The 17,923-nt window shown below is 68.3% G+C and carries 14 protein-coding genes; all 14 read right to left on the reverse strand.

Annotated elements, in window-relative coordinates:
- Nucleotides 1–36 precede the first annotated feature (36 nt).
- Nucleotides 37–525 carry a DoxX family protein gene (locus LRR16_RS15475; RefSeq protein ID WP_232206427.1) on the reverse strand — a complete coding sequence of 163 codons (489 nt, stop codon included), beginning with the start codon at nt 523–525 and terminating at the stop codon, nt 37–39.
- A 14-nt stretch (nt 526–539) separates the two neighbouring features.
- Complete coding sequence (locus tag LRR16_RS15480) at nt 540–2,708, reverse strand: xanthine dehydrogenase family protein molybdopterin-binding subunit (RefSeq protein WP_232206428.1); 2,169 nt, start codon at nt 2,706–2,708, stop codon at nt 540–542.
- Nucleotides 2,705–3,172, reverse strand: coding sequence for a (2Fe-2S)-binding protein (locus tag LRR16_RS15485; protein WP_370646826.1), 468 nt, complete (start codon nt 3,170–3,172; stop codon nt 2,705–2,707). Before LRR16_RS15485 ends, LRR16_RS15480 begins: the two co-directional genes overlap by 4 nt.
- Nucleotides 3,173–3,384: 212 nt before the next feature.
- A complete protein-coding gene (locus LRR16_RS15490) occupies nt 3,385–6,549 on the reverse strand; it encodes a CusA/CzcA family heavy metal efflux RND transporter (protein ID WP_232206430.1) in 3,165 nt (1,054 codons plus the stop codon).
- A gap of 14 nt (nt 6,550–6,563) precedes the next feature.
- A complete protein-coding gene (locus LRR16_RS15495) occupies nt 6,564–7,799 on the reverse strand; it encodes an efflux RND transporter periplasmic adaptor subunit (RefSeq protein ID WP_232206431.1) in 1,236 nt (411 codons plus the stop codon).
- 18 nt (nt 7,800–7,817) lie between these two features.
- The gene (locus LRR16_RS15500) at nt 7,818–9,110 is read right to left on the reverse strand and encodes a TolC family protein (RefSeq protein ID WP_232206432.1); all 1,293 of its coding nucleotides are present in this window, start codon (nt 9,108–9,110) and stop codon (nt 7,818–7,820) included.
- 80 nt (nt 9,111–9,190) lie between these two features.
- Nucleotides 9,191–9,598: a cation efflux protein, CzcI family gene (gene czcI, locus LRR16_RS15505; protein WP_232206433.1), complete on the reverse strand. Its 408-nt coding sequence runs from the start codon at nt 9,596–9,598 to the stop codon at nt 9,191–9,193.
- 430 nt (nt 9,599–10,028) lie between these two features.
- Nucleotides 10,029–11,036, reverse strand: coding sequence for a D-2-hydroxyacid dehydrogenase (locus LRR16_RS15510; protein ID WP_232206434.1), 1,008 nt, complete (start codon nt 11,034–11,036; stop codon nt 10,029–10,031).
- 25 nt (nt 11,037–11,061) lie between these two features.
- Nucleotides 11,062–12,042, reverse strand: coding sequence for a tripartite tricarboxylate transporter substrate binding protein (locus tag LRR16_RS15515; RefSeq protein ID WP_232206435.1), 981 nt, complete (start codon nt 12,040–12,042; stop codon nt 11,062–11,064).
- Between the two features lie 291 nt (nt 12,043–12,333).
- Entirely contained in the window at nt 12,334–13,230 is an 897-nt protein-coding gene (locus LRR16_RS15520; RefSeq protein WP_232206436.1) for an amidohydrolase, read from the reverse strand.
- Nucleotides 13,231–13,264: 34 nt separating this feature from the next.
- The gene (locus LRR16_RS15525) at nt 13,265–14,242 is read right to left on the reverse strand and encodes a tripartite tricarboxylate transporter substrate binding protein (protein ID WP_232206437.1); all 978 of its coding nucleotides are present in this window, start codon (nt 14,240–14,242) and stop codon (nt 13,265–13,267) included.
- A 45-nt stretch (nt 14,243–14,287) separates the two neighbouring features.
- A complete protein-coding gene (locus LRR16_RS15530; protein WP_232206438.1) occupies nt 14,288–15,076 on the reverse strand; it encodes a class II aldolase/adducin family protein in 789 nt (262 codons plus the stop codon).
- Nucleotides 15,077–15,116: 40 nt separating this feature from the next.
- Nucleotides 15,117–16,289 carry a tricarballylate utilization 4Fe-4S protein TcuB gene (gene tcuB, locus LRR16_RS15535; RefSeq protein WP_232206439.1) on the reverse strand — a complete coding sequence of 391 codons (1,173 nt, stop codon included), beginning with the start codon at nt 16,287–16,289 and terminating at the stop codon, nt 15,117–15,119.
- Nucleotides 16,276–17,718 carry an FAD-dependent tricarballylate dehydrogenase TcuA gene (gene tcuA / locus LRR16_RS15540; protein WP_232206440.1) on the reverse strand — a complete coding sequence of 481 codons (1,443 nt, stop codon included), beginning with the start codon at nt 17,716–17,718 and terminating at the stop codon, nt 16,276–16,278. The genes tcuB and tcuA overlap by 14 nt, the downstream gene beginning before the upstream one ends.
- Nucleotides 17,719–17,923: the final 205 nt, after the last annotated feature.

Here is a 17,923-nt window from a genome sequence, read left to right on the forward strand (position 1 = left end):
GATCGATCCGCGCCGCGTCAATCCCGCCATGCCAGCCTATGATCGGCGGCGCGCCGCCAGCAGGGCGTCCACCGACCAGCGCCCGCCGCCGCGCGCCGCCACCAGCAGGGCCACCGCGAGCAGCACCAGCGGGTACTCCATGCCCCGATCGATCCAGGCGAAATGCTGGCGGTGGATATAGCAGATCGCGATCATCTGCAGCGTCATCAGCGCGGCCAGCGGGCGGGTCAACGCCCCGGCGATCAGCATCGCGCCACCGAAGGTCTCGAGCACCGCCACCAGCCACGCCAGCACCGGCGCACCAGGCAGGTGCAGCACGTCCGCGATCAGCCGCGTCGCCCCGGCCATCGGGTCGGCCATCGAACCGTGGCTGGTGCCCAGCAGCTTCGGCACCCCGTGCGTCATCATCACGATGCCGAACACGGTCCGCATCAGCAGGTAGGCCAGCGGTTCGAGCCGGGAGGCCGGCAGGCTGGCAATGACGCCGCTGGGCGCCTGGGCATGCGAAGGAACTTGGTTGGACATGGAAGGCTCCTGGTTCAGGCGTTCGGTCGAGTCCGAGCGCGCGGGGGCAAGGTCAACGGCAGTTCGCGCAGCCTGGCGCCGGTCAGCTGGAACACCGCATTGGCAACCGCCGGCGCGATCGGCGGCGTGCCGGGCTCTCCGGCACCACCGGGACTCTCCGCACTGTCGACGATATGGACTTCGATTACCGGCATCTCGGCCATCCGCAGCGCCGGGTAGTCGTGGAAGTTGGATTCGCGCACCGCGCCGTCGACGATCGTCACGCGGCCATGCAGCGCCGCGCTGAGCCCGTAGACGATCGCGCTCTCCATCTGCGCGCGCACGTTGTCGGGATTCACCGCCACGCCGCAATCGATCGCGCAGACCACGCGATGGACGCGGATGGCGCCGTCCCGCACCGAGACTTCGACGGCCTGCGCCGCCACGCTGCCGAAGCACGCGTGCACGGCAATACCGTGCCCTCGACCGGCTTGGGGCCGACGCCCCCATCCGAAGCGCTGCGCGGCGAGTTCCAGCACGCGCCGATGGCGCGGTGCGTCCTTCAGCAGTCGGAGGCGATAGGCGACCGGGTCTTGTCCGCTGGCGTGCGCCAGTTCGTCGACCATCGACTCCATCGCAAAGGCCGCATGACTATGACCCACCGAACGCCAGTACCACACCGGCACCGCGGTGCGCGGGGAATGCGCGACGACGCGGTGCGCGGTGGCACCGAGCACATAGGGGGAGTCGACCACGCCCTCGACCGAGGTCGGATGCACGCCTTCGCGTTCGGGATGGTTGGACTGCCCGGCGATGCCGTGCCGCCACGCCAGTGGCCGGCCGTCGCGATCGAGGCCGACGCGGATCCGATGCACGAAGCCGGACCGGTAATAGCCGCCGCGGACATCGTCTTCACGCGACCACACGGTCTTGACCGGCGCGCCCGCGGCGCGGGCGACGTGCGTGGCCTCCGCGATGAAGTCCTGCACCGCCCGCCGCCCGAAACCGCCGCCCAAAAACGTGGTGTGGATCCGTACCTGCGCGGGCTCGACCCCGGCGATCTGCGCCACCGTGCGCTGCGCCAGCGTCTGCATCTGCGTGCCGACCCAGACATCGCAGCCGTCGGGCCCGAACCGCACGGTGCAATTGAGCGGCTCCATCGGGGTGTGCGCGAGATATGGCAGCCGGTACTCGGCCTCGACCGTGCGCCGCGCCTGCCCCATGCCGGCGTCGACATCGCCGGCCTCCAGCGCGATCGGCCCCGGCTCGCGCGCCAGCCTTGCGAAGTGTGCCATCAGCGCGGCGCTGCCCAGCGCCTTGTCGCCGCCCTGCCATTCGACCTTCAACGCATCGCGCCCACGCTTGGCGGCCCAGTAATGGTCCGCCAGCACGGCCACGCCGCTGGGCACTGCCAGCACCTGCCGGACGCCAGGCACGGCGCGCGCAGCGCTGTCGTCGAAGGAGACCAGCTTCGCGCCGAACATCGGCGCACGCGCGACCACCGCGGTCAGCAGGCCGTCCAGCTTGACGTCGATGCCGAAGCGGGCACGGCCGGTAATCTTGTCGGCGGCATCGAGGCGCCGTGCCCCCTTGCCGATCCACTTCCAATCGCCCGCGTTCTTCAAGCGCAGCGCCTCGGCGGCAGGCACCGGCAGTGCCGCGGCCTCGTGAACCAGTTCGCCATAGCGCAGCCGCCGGCCGTCATGCACGACCGCCCCACTGTCGGTGCGCAGCACGTCCACCGGGACCTGCCAGCGCACTGCCGCCGCCTGCACCAGCATCGCGCGTGCCGCGGCGCCGGCCTGCCGGTAGCGCAGGAATTCGCTGCGCACGCTGCGTGAGCCGACCGTGCCCTGCATGCCGCCGAGCATCGCAATGCCATAGGCCGGTGCAGCAGGAGCATGTTCGACGCGAATGCGGGTCCAGTCCGCATCGAGCTCTTCGGCGATCAGCAGCGCGAGCGAGGTCCAGACGCCCTGCCCCATCTCGGAATGCGCCAGCAATACCGTCACGCTGTCGTCGGCACCGATGCGGAGGAAGGCGTTGGGTGTCCACGGTGCCGGCTCCGCAGCCATGGCATCGTCGACGGCCCCATCCGCCAGCCGGCGCATCGACGGCACCGAAAATCCGATCACCAGCCCGCCGCCGAGCACCGCGCCGGCGGCCAGGAAACGGCGCCGCGAAACGTCGAGCGGGGCCTTCACGATGTCCGCTCCCGCGACAGCTTGGCGGCCCGGTGAACCGCCGCGCGGATGCGCTGGTATGTCCCGCAGCGGCACAGGTTGCCCGACATCGCCGCGTCGATGTCCGCGTCCGTCGGCGCGGGGTTCTGACGCAGCAGCGCCGACGCCGACATGATCTGACCCGACTGGCAATAGCCGCACTGCACCACGTCCAGCTCGGCCCAGGCCCGCTGCACCGGGTGATCGCCGCCCGCGGACAGTCCCTCGATGGTGGTGATCCGCGCTCCTTGCACCGCCGAGATCGGCAACACGCAGCTGCGCTGCGCCACGCCGTCGACGTGAACGGTGCAAGCACCGCACTGCGCCATCCCGCAACCAAACTTGGTCCCGGTCAGGCCGGCCACGTCTCTGAGGACCCAAAGGAGGGGCATGTCCGGGTCGACCTGCAGGTCGTGCTCGGTGTCGTTGATCGTCAGCTTCATGATTCCGTTCTCCGCCGCGGCACCCTGCCGTCGTTGGCGCATTCTGTCGGCTGCGCCGCGGGCCCACAATCCGGCTGCCGTTGCCAGGTCTATTCAATGGAGACGAACAATGGCGAGCGGCCCTCGGATGACGCCGATATCAGGAAACGGATATGGGAGATGCCGCCGGCGATCGCCAGCGGCTTGCACAGAAGGAAGACGGAGGGCCTTCGCGCTCAGGCCGGGTGGGACACCGCCGCGGCCGCCAGAGCCTCATCGCGCCGGTGTGCCAGGCGATACAACACCGGCAGCACCAGCAGCGTCAGCGCCGTCGATGACAGGATGCCGCCGATCACCACGGTGGCCAGCGGCCGTTGGACCTCGGCGCCGGTGCCGGTCGCGATCGCCATCGGCACGAAACCGAGCGAGGCGACCAGTGCCGTCATCAGTACCGGCCGCAGCCGCGTCAGCGCGCCGAGCCGGATCGCCTCGTCGAGGGGCTTGCCGTCTTCGCGCAGCTTGCGGATGAACGACAGCATCACCAGTCCATTCAGTACCGCGACGCCCGACAGCGCGATAAAGCCGACCGCCGCCGTGATCGACAGCGGCAGGCCGCGCAGCCACAACGCGAGGATGCCGCCCGTCAGCGCGAACGGGATGCCCGTAAACACCAGCATGCCGTCCTTGATGTTGTTGAACATGACGAACAGCAGCACGAACACCAGCAGCAAGGCCACAGGCACGACGATCTGCAAGCGTTCCGTGGCGGAGCGCAACTGTTCGTAGGTACCGCCCCAGCTCATCCAATAGCCGGTGGGCATCCTCACCGCGCTGTCGATCGCCGCCTGCGCCTCGGGCACGAAGCTGCCGATGTCGCGGCCCCGGACATTGGCGCTGACGACGACGCGCCGCTTGCCGTTCTCGCGCGATATCTGGTTGGGCCCCGGCGAGATCTCCAGCGTGGCGACCTCGGCCAGCGGGATATAGCTGACCCGCGCGTCGGCCCCGCCGCCCTTCGGCAACGCGATCGGCAGCCGGCGCAGCGCCTCGATGTCCTGCCGGACCGCATCGGGCAGGCGCACGATGATGTCGAACCGCCGATCGCCCTGATAGAAGATGCCGGCCTCCTTGCCGCCGATCGCAATCGCCACGGCGTCCTGGATATCGCTCAGGTTGAGCCCGTAGCGCGCCGCCTTGTGGCGGTCGATGTCGACGGTCAGCATCGGCAGCCCGGTGGTTTGCTCGACCTTGACCTCGGACGCGCCCGGCACGTTGCGCAGCACTGCCGCGATGCGCTCGCCCGTCTGGTCGAGCACCGCCTGATCGTCGCCGAACACCTTGACCGCCACGTCGGACCGGACACCCGAGATCAGCTCGTTGAAGCGCAGCTGGATCGGCTGCGAGAACTCGTAGCGGTTGCCCGGCAGCTTCGCCACCTCCGCCTGCATCGCTTCGAGCAGCGCCTCCCGGGTCCTGACCGGCTTGGGCCACTCCGATTGGGGCTTCAGCATGATGTAGCCATCGGAGATATTGGGCGGCATCGGGTCGGACGCCACCTCCGCGGTGCCGGTACGCGCAAACACGCGCTCGATCTCGGGGAATTTCACCATCAGCGTCGTTTCGAGCTGCTTCTGCATCTCGACCGACTGCGACAGGCTGGTGCCCGGGATCCGCAGGGCCTGGATGGCAATATCGCCTTCGTTCAGGTTCGGGATGAACTCGCTGCCCAGGCGCGACGCGATGGCCAGGCACAGCACGACGGCGACGCCGGCAAAGGTCAGCACGACCGGCGCGTTCGCCAGCGACCGCTCCAGCCAGTCCGCATAGCGCTGCTTCGCCCATGCCATCAGCCGGTTTTCCTTCTCGGCGATGCGCTCGCCGATGAACAGCGCAACGGCGGCGGGCACGAAGGTCACCGACAACAGCATCGCGCCCAGCAAGGCCAGCACCACGGTGAAGGCCATCGGATGGAACATCTTGCCTTCCACGCCGGTCAGCGCAAAGATCGGCAGATAGACGATCATGATGATCAGCTGGCCGAACAGCAGCGGCCGCCGTGCCTCGCGCGCGGCGGCGAACACTTCTTCGAAGCGTTCGGAGCGCGTCAGCGGCCTGCCTCGATGCGCCTGCGCATGGGACAGCCGCCGCACGCAGTTCTCGACGATCACCACCGCGCCGTCGACGATGATGCCGAAGTCCAGTGCGCCCAGGCTCATCAGGTTCGCGCTGATCCGGTAGCTCACCATGCCGGTGAAGGTGAACAGCATCGACAACGGAATCACCAGCGCCGTGATGATCGCCGCGCGGATATTGCCGAGGAACAGGAACAGCACGACGATCACCAGCACCGCGCCCTCTAGCAGGTTCTTCTTGACGGTGGCGATCGCCTTGTCGACCAGCCGGGTCCGATCGTAGACCGGCACGATGCTGACGCCCTTCGGCAAGGTGCGGTTGATCGCCTCGACCCGCTCGCCGACCGCCTGCGCCACCGCGCGGCTGTTCTCGCCCATCAGCATGAAGACGGTGCCGAGCACCACCTCCTTGCCGTTCTCGGTGGCGGCGCCGCTGCGCAGCTCCCTGCCGATGCCGACCTCGGCGATATCGCGCACGCGAATCGGTTGTCCTTGCGCGCTGCCGACGATCACTTCGCCGATCTCGGCCTCGCTGCGGACCTGCCCCGGGGCGCGCACCAAATACTGCTCGCCGCTGCGCTCGATATAGCCGGCCCCGACATTGTCGTTGTTGCGATAGAGCGCGCTGACGACGTCGGCCAGCGTCAAGCCGTACGAGGCCAGCTTCTCCAGGCTCGGCGCGACCAGGTATTCCTTGTCGAAGCCGCCGATCGAGTTGACCTCGGTGACACCCGGCACATTGCGCAGTTGCGGCTTGACGACCCAGTCCTGCAGCTCGCGCAGATCGGTCGGCGTGTAGGGCGAACCGTCCGGCTTGCGCGCGCCCTCCTTGGCCTCGACGGTCCACAGATAGATTTCGCCCAACCCCGTGGAGATCGGGCCCATGGCCGGCGACACGCCGGCGGGCAGCCTTTCCTTTGCCTCCTGGATCCGCTGGTTGACCAGCTGGCGCGCGAAATGGATGTCCGTGCCTTCGTTGAAGATCACGGTGACCTGCGACAGCCCGTAGCGCGACAGCGAACGGGTCTGCTCGAGGCCCGGCAGGCCCGCCATGGCGGTCTCGATCGGATAGGTGATCCGCTGCTCGGTCTCCAGCGGCGAATAGCCGGGCGCCGAGGTATTGATCTGGACCTGGACGTTGGTGATGTCGGGCACGGCGTCGATCGGCAGGCGCGTGTAGCTGTACGCGCCCAATGCCGCCATGCCAAGCACCGCGAGCAGCACCAACCAGCGCTGTGCGATGGCGAAACGGATGACACGTTCGAACATGGCGATCTCCGGTGTCAGTGCTGGTGCCCGGCAGCGTCCTTGCCGAGATCGGACTTCAGCACGAAGCTGTTGCGCGCGGCATAGCGCGTGCCAGGGCGAAGGCCTTCGCGGATTTCGACCAGTTGGCCATCGCTGCGTCCGGGCACGACGCGCTGCGCGACAAAGCCCTTCGGACCGGCAACGAAGACCACGCTGTTGCCGTCGACGTCCTGCACCGCATCGGCCTGTACCGCGACCGGTACCGTAGCCTTGTCGGTCAGCACCTCGACGGTGACGAACAGCCCTGGCCGCCAGGCCAGGTTCGGGTTCTTCAGCGTGACGCGCGCCTTGGCCGTGCGGGTCTGCTCGCCCAACAGCGAGCCGACATACGAGACCTTCCCTTCCGCCTTGCCGTCCGACGCGGCCGAGCGGATCAGCGCGGTCTCGCCGACCCGTACGCGCTCCAGGTCCCTGGCCGAGACGACGAACTCGGCCCAGACCGTCGATAGATCCGAGATCGTGAAGATATTGGCGTTGTCGGCCACCGCCTCGCCCAGCGCCAGATGCTTCTCGACGATGACGCCGTCGAAGGGCGCGCGCAGCTCGAACTGATTGAGCCGCGCCGACGAGGCCTTCGCACCGACCGCGGTCAGCTTCTGCTGCGCATTCTGCACGGCGATGCGGGCCTCCTCCAGCGCCGCCTTGGCCTGCAGATAGTCCTGCTCGGCGGAGATCTTCTCCTCCCACAGCTTGCGTTCGCGCTGATAGGTCGCGCTGGCCAGCTCCATGCGGCGTTGCGCGGCCAGCAGTTCGCTGCGCTGATCCGACAGCGCGGTGCTGGCGATCACCGCCAGCAATTGCCCCTTCGTGACCCGCTCGCCCAGCGTGGCCGGCACGCTTTCGGCAACGCCAGCCAGACGCGGCACCACATGCGCGGTGCGGTCCTCGTTGAAGCGGATTTCGCCGGGAAACTGCAGGCCCGACTGGATCGTCGCAGGGCCTGCGGTCTCGATGGTGATGCCGGCGCGCTGGATCTGTTCGTCGGTCAGCGCGATCGGGGCATCGTGGTCGGCATGCTTGTCGGCTGCCGCGGTTGCGGCTGGGGTTGCCGCCGCTGTGGATGCCTGCTCGCCACCATGTCCATGCCCGTCGCCATGGGCGTCGTGCGTGTCCATGCCGGCGCGGCCGGACAGCAGCACGGCAGCCGTCGCCAGCGTACCGACCGCGAGAATGGCCGCGATGGCGGCCTTTTGCTTCGATGTGATTGCCATGATCGAAATCGGTCCTGGTTAGCGTCCGACGATGCGGTCGATGGTGGTGGCCGCCTGATAGGCGCGGGCCAGCACGCCGAGATAGCGAATGCGCGCCTGGAACAGCGTCCTCTGGGCGTCGAGCACGTTCAGGAAGTCGAACTTGCCGGCTTCGAAGCCACGCGTCGCGGCGTCGTAGGCACGCTCGGCCGCGGGCAGTACCGTTTCCTTCAGCGCCTGTGCCGAGCTGCGCGATACGGCCAGCTGGTTGCTCGCCTGTTGCAGTTCGTTGGCCAGACGGATCCGGTTGGCCAGGAATTCGTCCGCGGCCTTGTCGGCGCGCCGGATCGATTCGTATAGATTGCCCTGGTTGCGGTCGAACAGCGGCAGCGGTATCGCCACGCCGAGCACCGGCATGGTCCGATTGGCCTCGTTGTCGCGCTTGGTGCCGACGCTGACGGTGATGTCCGGATAGCGGCGGCTGCGTTCTACGTCGACCAGCGCCTGCCGGCGGCTCACTTCGAGACGGCTTGCCAGCAGCAGCGGCGAGTCGTCGAGCGCGGCCAGCAACTGCGCCGGCGCGGGACGCGACGGCAGCGCATCGAGGTCGCCGCGGACTTCGGTGAATTGTGGCGAGGCATTGCCCCACAGCGCGGCCAGCGCCTGCCGGGACGACTGCAGTTCCGCCGTGGCGTCGGCCAGTTCGAGCTCGGCATTGGCCTGCTCCACCGCGGCGCGCGTCTCCTCCAGCGGCGAGACCTTGCCCGCGGCGACGCGCCGTGCCGCGGCATCGGCGCCCTTGCGCGCGATATCGACCGAGGCGGCGGCCAGCCGTACGCGCTCCTGGGCCACCGCCACGCCAAAGAAGGCGGCGATCACGGTCGCACGCAGATCGGCCTGCGTGCTGCGCCATTGCGCCTGGGCGACGTCGCGGCCCCGCTCCGCTGCCGATAGTCGTGCGGCACGTTTGCCGCCCAGTTCGATTGGCAGATTCAGTTGAGCCGTGGTGGTGCGGGATTCGCGCCGCGTGTCCTCCATGGCAACCGCCACTTCGGGATTGGGAATGGTCCGCGCCTGCCGGATCGCGCCTTCGGTGGCGTCGATCTCCCTTGCCGCGGCGGAAAGAGAGAAATTGCCGGCCGCGGCCAGCGCCAGCGCTGTCTCCAGCGTCAGCGGCTCAGCGGCCTCGCTTGGCCGCGCGGAAGCTTCGATCGCGGGCAGCGGTGGTTGCGGATATGGCTGCTGGAATGGCTGTGGGTATGGCTGTGCCCCAGCCCGGCCGGGGCCGAAGAGAATGGCCGCCATGCACAGCGGCACGATGTATCGTCGCATCGAATTGCACCTGGAAAAGACACCAAGGGAATTCGGCGAGACGGGAAATCAGGAAGGAATCGATCCGGTCGTCTCGCCGCTCAAGCGAGACGAAGCCACTGCGGGCGATCGGGGGCGCGGGGATGGAGCGAGGTGTAGTGGAAATCGTGCGTCACCAGCACGGTCCGCGGCAGCCGCAACACCGGCACGTCGGTCGGTTCGGGACGCGCGAACGGCAGCGAGGCCAGATGGCAGGTGCCGCAGTCGGCATCGAACAGGCCTGCGGCGTCAGTGTCCTTGGCGGCGTCGGCCTTGGCGCTGGCCTTGTTATCGGCCTTGTTGTCAGCCTGGAAGCTGGTGCTGCCCTCGCCGCGATGTTGATGCTGATGATGGCCCAGGTGCCATTGCGCCGCCGGCCGCTGTTCGTGCCCGCAATAGGCGGCGGCCGCTGCCCAGACGGACTGGAGCGGCAACAGCATGACCAGCAGGATCAGGAAAAACCGGCGCATCGCGAACAGGATCTTGGGGCGGCTCGCCGCCGGCAATGAATGCCGGTCAGCACGATGGACGGGCCGCGCGCCGCACAGTGTACCGCAAGCGCCAACCTGTCGTCCCCGCGCATGCGGGGACCCAGTGGCTTTGATCTACCGTCGAACGAGAGTCGCTGGGTCCCCGCCTTCGCGGGGACGACAGCGTTTTGACGCTCGACTGGCCGATCCCCCGTCGTCCCCGCGCATGCGGGGACCCAGTGGCTTTGATCTACCGTCGAGCGAGAGTCGCTGGGTCCCCGCCTTCGCGGGGACGACAGGATTTAACGCTCGACTGCCGATCCCCCGTCGTCCCCGCGCATGCGGGGACCCAGTGGCTTTGATCTACCGTCGAACGAGAGTCACTGGGTCCCCGCCTTCGCGGGGACGACGGGGTTTCCATTGCGCAGGGTCAGAGCCGCGCGTCGGGATCGCCGTGGGCAGCCCAGGCGCGCAGCTTGCCAAGAAAGATATCGACGACCCTGGCCGCGTTGCCATCGGAGAAGCCGGCGCTGTGCGGCGTCACGATGACGTTGGGCATGTCCCACAGCGGCGAATCCGTTGGCAGGGGCTCGTGGGCGAACACATCGAGATAGGCGCCGGCCAGCCTGCCCTCGCGCAGCGCCGCGATCAGGGCCGGCTCGTCGACGACTTCGCCGCGTGCGACGTTGACGAGGTGCGCGCCCTGCGGCAGCCGGGCCAGCGCTTCGGCGCCGATCAGGCCGCGGGTGTCTTCGGTCAATGGACATGCCAGCACCAGCCAGTCGGTGCGCGGCAGCACCTCGCCAAGCGTCCGGTATGTCACGGTCTGATAATCCGGGCCGGCGGAGTCGGGACGTTGCCGCACCGCCACCACGCGCATGCCCAGCGCGTGCAGCACCGCGCCGATCTGCTGGCCGATCGGTCCCCAGCCGACGATGGCCGCCGTCTGGCCATGCAGATCGCGCGGCATGCCGGTCGCAATCAGCGGCACCCATTGCCGTTCGCGCTGCGCCGCCAGCATCCGCGGGAAATGTCGAGCCAGCGCCAGCAACCCGGCCAGAGCAGTCTGCGCCACCACGCTGGCATTGGCCCCCGATGACGTGGTGACCTTGACCCCGCGTTCGCGCAACTGGACATAGACCGGGCGGTCGGCGCCGGCGGAATGCACATGGGTCCAGCGCAGCGACGGCGCTTCCAGCAGTGCGGTATAGAAGCGCTGCGTCGACGGCAATACCTCGTGCTTGGTCGACAGGCCAGTGACATCGCGCGAGACGAACGCGATATCGGCATCGATCGCGTGGGTATCGTCGATGGCGGGCGCCAGCACCGCGGTCCACGGACGGTCCTGCAGCACCGCGGCGATGGCGTCGCCATGGGCCCGCAGGGCCGGCTCGGACAACAGGATGCGCAAGGGCGCGGGACGCGAGGAAACGGTCATGGTGTCGAGATATCCAGCCAGGGCGTCAGTCTACCGAAGCGCCCGAGGCGCGCACGACGGCCTTCCACTTCTCGTATTCGGCGCGCGTGAACTTGCCGAACTGCTGCGGCGAGCCGCCGACCGGATCGGCGCCCTCACGGATCATCTGTGCCTGCAGCGACGGCAGCACCTCGTTGACCGCCTGGTTGATCTTCATCACGACGTCCTGCGGCGTGCCCTTGGGCGCGAAGAAGCCGAACCACGAGCCGGCCTCGAAGCCGGGGAAGCCCTTCTCCGCGACCGTCGGCAGGTCGGGCAGCGAGCGCGAACGCCTGGCGCTGGTCACCGCGAGCGCACGCAGCTTGCCGCTCTGGATATGCGAGATCACGGACGGGATGGTCGCGAACATGAACTGCACGCGGGCGGACAGCAGGTCGTTCAGCGCATCGGCGCCCTTGTAGGGAATATGCGTGGCCGGCGCGCCGACCCGCTCGGTCAGCATGAAGCCCGACAGATGCGACGACGTGCCGACGCCGGTCGAGCTGTAGTTGAGCTTGCCGGGATTGGCCTTCAGGTAGGCGACGAACTCGTCCAGGTTCTTGACCGGCAACGAGGGATGGACCACCAGCACGTTCGGCACATCGGCGATCTGCACGACCGGCACCAGATCGGTCAGCGGGTCGTAGCTGAGCCGCTTGTACAGCGTCTGGTTGATTGAGATCGGCCCGACCGAATTGACGAGTAACGTATAGCCGTCGGCCGGCGCGCGGACGACGAATTCCGTGCCGATATTGCCGCCGGCACCGGGACGGTTGTCGACGACGAACGACTGCTTGAAGCGCTGCGCCAGCTGCTGGCTCACATTGCGCGCCAGGATGTCGGTGGTGCCGCCCGGGGTAAAGGCCACGACCACACGCACCGGCTTGGTCGGATAGTCGGCCGCATGGACTTGCGGGGCAAGGGCCGCGGTGGCGGCGATCATCGCTGGCGCGATGGCTCGGACGAATGGGTTGGCGAAGCGGAACATGGATGTCTCCTCGTTGCTTGTTGTGTATGGTTGCCCGTTGCAGGTCACGGGTTTGAAGCGGTTGCGGCTCTCAGGCGGCAGCGGCTAGCCGGCCGCAGGGGCTGCCCTCTCCCCAACCCTCTCCCGCAAGCGGGAGAGGGAGCAGACCTGGGGCATTCGATGGGGCTGCCCTCTCCCCGGCCCTCTCCCGCAAGCGGGAGAGGGAGAAAACACGAGGCACAGGCGGCACGTTGAGGCGGCTCCCCTCTCCCGCTTGCGGGAGAGGGGTTGGGGGAGAGGGCAAGCGTGTCATCACGGAAAGCCGTAAAGCCGCGCCGGATTCGCGACCAGCACCCTTTCGCGCGCCGCCGCATCCGGCAGCCAGCGCGCCAGCAGGTTGAACAGCACGCCGTCGTCCGGCATCAGATGCGGCTCGAAGTAGTTGATATGCGGCCAGTCGGAACCCCAGACCACCTGGTCCGGATTGGCCTGCAGCAGCGCCGCGGCGAACGGGTCCACCTCGTAATAAGGCGCCCCGCCGGGGTTGAGCCGATCGGCGCCGGAGATCTTGGTCCACGCCGTGCCCTCGGCCAGCATTGCGCACAGCGCCTGGAAACCAGGGTCCGCAGCTCCGCGCGCGGTCGACATGCGGCCCATGTGGTCGACCACCAACGGCAAGCGAAGCGCTTTCAGCCGTGGGCCGAGTTCGACCAGGTCCGGCGCGTGAATCCAGATCTGCGCGTGCCAGCCGCGTTCGCGCAGGCGCGGCGCGATCGCCTCAAGCACATCGATGCCGACACCGTTGCGGTACACCGCATGGCCATCGACCTGATACAGGTTGATGCGAACGCCCCGCACGCCGGCCTCGTGCCAGGCATCGAGTTCGGTGTCCGTGGTATCGGCGGCCGGCACGGCGATCCCTCGCAGCCGCGCCGGATAGCGCCGCAGCGCGTCGAGGACCACGGCATTGCCGGCGCCGGTGCCGCTGGCGCTCGCGGTCACCAGCACGCCCCGCGACAGGCACAGCGCATCGAGATGCGCGATGAACGCCTCGGCCGGATAGGCCGCCGGCGTATAGCTGCGATCGTCAGCCAGCGGAAAGCGCTCGAACGGGCCGAAGACATGGGCGTGGCTGTCGCAGGCACCCGGCGGCGCCCGGAAGGCCGGCGGCGTGATGCGTTCGAGGACGGGGAGACAGGGGCGCGTCATCGCAGCGGCTCGCAATACAGAGAAATGCCGGCGCTCATTCGGCCGCCTTCAGCCGGCCCGCGGACGCCAGCGTCTGCGCTCGCGCGTCCTCACGCTGCAGCAGCGTCGACAGTTCCTGCGGCGACGACGGATGAGCCACGCTTCCGACCGTCAGCAAGCGGCTCTTCACCGCGCCTTCCGCCAGGGCCTTGCGCAACGCCGCATTGATGGTGTCGACCACCCCTGCTGGCGTGCCGGCCGGCGCCAGCAGTCCAGTCGCGGTGGTCGCATCGAAGTTGGCCAGGCCCGCCTCGCGCAGCGTCGGCACCTTGGGCAAGGCCCCATCGCGCTCGCGCGACATCACGGCCAGCGCGCGCAGCGCGCCCGACTGGATATGCGGCGCCGAGCTGGTCAGCTGGTCCACCACCATGTCGATCTGCCCGCCCATCAGGTCGACCAGCGCCGGCGCCGATCCCTTGTAGGGCACCTGATTGAGGCGAATGCCGGCCGCGTCTTCCAGTTGCAGCATCGCCATATGATTGGTCGTGCCGGGACCGGCATGGCCGGCCGCGAGCTTGCCCGCGTTGCCCTTGGCGTAGGCCAGCAGCGAATGGATATCGCCAAAGCGCTTGTCGCCGCCCTTGACCACCACCACCAGCGCGGTGGTCGACACCAGGCCGACCGGGTTGAAGCTGGCCAGCTTGAAGTTGGTTCGCGTCATGCGCGGCAGCACCACGATGGCGTTGGGCGTGGTGACCAGCAGCGTGCTGCCGTCGGGCTCGGCCCGCGACACCAGCGTGGCGCCGATCACGCCGCCGGCACCGGGCCGGTTGTCGACGATCACGTTGCGGCCCAGGCCCTGCTCCAGCGCCGGCGCGATCGCGCGCGCGACGACATCGAGATTGCCGCCGGGCGCAAACGGCACGACCAGGGTCACCGGCTTGTTGGACAGCGACTGCGCACGCGCGGCGCGCATCACCATCGGGGCGGCGCCAAGCGCCAGCATCTGCGCCAGCAGGCGTCTGCGGTTCATCGTGGTCTCCATCCTGCGAAGTGGTTCTTGTGGGGTGCGCGGCGCTCAGTCGCGGTAGCTCGGGTCGATCCGGTCGAGCTTGCGCAGCAGCGCCGGCCACTCCATCACGCCATAAGGCCGGCGCGTGCCGGGCTGATAGTTGTTCCAGGTGGCCTCGAGCACGTCCTGCCCGACCTGCCGCAGTGGCGTGTTGCACGACAGCGCGCCGATCTGCGCGCGGCAGGCCAGTTCGAGCCGGTGCATCCAGTTGAAGGCCTCGCCGACGGTATTGCCGACGGTCAGCGCGCCGTGATTGCGCAGGATCAGCGCCTCGCTGTTGCCCAGATCCTCGATCAGCGAGGCCTGCTCGGCGGTATCGAGCACCACGCCCTGGTAGTCGTGGTAGCCGATCTTCAGGAAGCGCATCGCGGTCTGCGTGATCGGCAGCAGCCCGCATTCCAGCGCCGACACCGCCATCGAGGCCCAGCTGTGGGTGTGGATCACGCAGGCGACTTCGGGGCGCGCCTCGTGCACGGCGCTGTGGATCACATAGCCAGCCTTGTTGATGCCGTAGTTCAACGCGCCGAAATCGGGCTTGGACAGGATGTTGCCGTCGTGATCGACCTTGATCAGGCTCGATGCGGTGATCTCCTCGTACATCATGCCGTAGGCGTTGATCAGGAAGGCGTTCTCCTCGTCGGGCACGCGCACCGAGATATGATTGGCCATCATGTCGGCCATGCCGTAGAGCTCCACCAGCCGGTAGCAGGCCGCCAGATCGACGCGGGCCTGCCATTCGGCGTCGCTGCAACGGTCGCGCATCGAGGGGATGTTCAACACGCCGGGTTTGGTCATGGTCTCTCTCTCCTTGTGTTCGTTCGTTCGTTCGCCGGGATCAGTCCGACCCCAGGGCCAGATCGCTGGGCCGGCGTTTTTCGATATGCCATTTCAGCAGCGCGGCGCTGCGATAGATGGCGTGCGCGAACTTGCCGTAGGGCAGCGTCAGGAACAGCGCCATCACGATGCCCAGATGGACGGCCAGCAGCGCCGCCATCGCGCCGGTATCGCGCCAGGCCAGCAGCGCCAGGCCGCTCGCGCTGGTCAGGAACAGCAGCGCGATGAAGCCGCGGTCCATCGGGCGCTGGTCCGGATCGCCGGTGCGCGGATCGCGCCGCAGGTTAAGCCACAACAGCCCCGCGGGCCCGATCAGCAGTCCGATGCCGCCCAGCGTGCCGAGCACGACCGGCAGGCTGGTATACGCGTACGGCGCATGCAGGCCCAGCGCATAGTGGTAGAACGTGGCCACCGTCGTCGCGGCAAAGCACAACATGAAGCCGTAGAACGTGAAATGGTGGAAGCGCCGGCGGGCCAGCGTGAAGGCGTCGTCCTCGTTGTTGCAGCCCTCGCCATGGCCGCCGTCGAGATAGCGCAGGCGCAGCGCGTCGCCGGCGGCGCCGGTGGCAGCCGCGGCGCGTGATTCTCCCGGCCGCGTGCCCGGTGAGACCTGCCGCCAGAACCGCGTCACGCCGACGCCGAGCGCGAGGATCGCGAATAGGAAGACGATGCCGAACATCGCCGCCAGCAGGTTGTGCGGGAAGATCGCGTAGAAATTGCCCGCCATCGGCGCGTGCCACAGGCCGCCGCCCATCGCCACCGCCATCAGCAGGAACAGCGCGAGGCCCGCGGCCAGCGCCAATGACGTGGCCAGCCCCGCGCGGCGGTACAAGCCGCCCAGTGCGGCCGGAAACGCGTAGTCGCCATAGGTCTGCACACGGACCTTGGCCATCGCCTGCGGAATATTGACGGCGAACTCATGCGGCGGCGCGTACTGGCACGCATGGAAGCAGGCGCCGCAGTTGTGGCACAGGTTCGACAGATAGTGGATGTCGGCCTTGCCGAACTCCAGCCGGCGCGTCATTGCCGGGAACACCGCGCAAAAGCCTTCGCAATAGCGGCAGGCATTGCAGATCTGCAGCGTTCGCGCGACTTCGTGTTCGTCGGCGGTCAGCGGCAGCGCGGCCTGCGCCAACGCCGCCGCCTCGCGCGTCAGCGCTTCAAGATGTTGCATGTTGCTGTTCCAGAGATTCGCTACGAACGGGCACGGTGGCGCCCCGTAGTGCGACGGCGGCCTGCGCGGCCTGGGTGCCGGCGATGCGGCCGAACGCGGTGCCGATCGACATGCCGACGCCGGCGGTATAGCCCTTGCCGAGCACGTTGCCCGCCATCATTTCGCCGGCCACGAACAGGTTGGCGCTCGGCTTGCCGCCGAAGTGCACCGCGGCCTTGTCGTCGACCTTCAGGCCGAGATAGGTAAAGGTGATGCCCGGCCGCAGCGCATAGCCGTAGAACGGCGGCGTGTCGATCGGACGGGCCCAGTGGGTCTTCGCCGGCGTCAGGCCCTCGGTATGGCAGTCATCGAGCACCGTGTGGTCGAAGGTGCCGACGCGGCAGGCCGCGTTGTAGTCGCCGACCGTGCGCATGAAGGTCGCCTCGTCCAGGCCCAGCTTGCGCGCCAGCTCGGGCAGCGTGCGGGCCGTGACGCCGGGAAAGACCGGTGGCATGAAACGGCCGATCGCCTTCGCATCGATGATCGAGTAGCCGATCTGCCCGGGCTGCTGCGCCACCAGGCGGCCCCAGATCGCATAGCGCTTGGGCCAGAAGTCCTCGCCTTCGTCGTAGAAGCGCTCGGCGTTGGCGTTGAGCACCACGCCCAGCGACACGCAGTCGATGCGCGTGCAGATGCCGCCGTCGTACAGCGGCGCCCGCGCGTCGATCGCCACGCAGTGCGATTGCGACGGATCGCCGATGGCGTCCGCGCCGGCGTCGATCATGTACTTGAGCAGCACGCCCTGATTGAAGCGCGTGCCGCGGATCAGGAAATTGTCGGCCGGCCATTCGCCGCGCTCGTTCTGGCCCCAGGCCTCGCGCAGCCACTCGCGGTTCGATTCGAAGCCGCCGGCCGCGAGCACGCAGGCGCGCGCTTCGATGCGTTCGCTGCCAATGCGGGCGGCAACGAAGCGGTCGCCGTCGAGCTCGATCGCGTCGACCGGTGCCTCGTAGCGGATCTGCACGCCGAGCCTCTCCGCGCTTCGGTAGTAGGCATTGACCAGCGCCTTGCCGCCGCCCATGAAGAAGGCATTGGTGCGCGCGACATGCAGCGCGCCCGACAGCGGCGGCTGGAAGCGGACGCCATGGCGGCGCATCCAGTCGCGGCAGTTCGACGACGCGCGGATCACCAGGCGGGCCAGGTGCTCGTCGGTGATGCCGCCGGTCACCTTCAGCAGGTCCTGCCAGTACTCCTCTTCGGGATAGGCGTCGACGAGCACGTCCTGCGGCGCGTCGTGCATGCAGCGCAGATTGCGCGTGTGCTGCGAATTGCCGCCGCGCCATTCGCGCGGCGCGGCCTCGAGCAGCAGCACGGAGGCGCCGGCTTCGCGCGCCATCAGCGCGGCGCACAGGGCGGCATTGCCGCCGCCAATGACCAGGACGTCGATCATGCGGCGTCCTTGAACGAGGGCATGGGGAAGAAAGGCACGGTTCGGTCGTATCGATGTTTGACGCGACTGTACCGATACCTTTGGGCGCTGCTAAGGCGCCGGACGGAATGGGGGCTTCACGAATCGTGAAGGGGTACGCCCGGGAGGCGCCCCCGGCCGTTCAGCGGCCGGCCTCGGCGCCCCGGAGGCGCGCCATGTACCGTCC

This window comes from Cupriavidus sp. UGS-1 (assembly GCF_021213615.1).
Lineage (GTDB): Bacteria > Pseudomonadota > Gammaproteobacteria > Burkholderiales > Burkholderiaceae > Cupriavidus.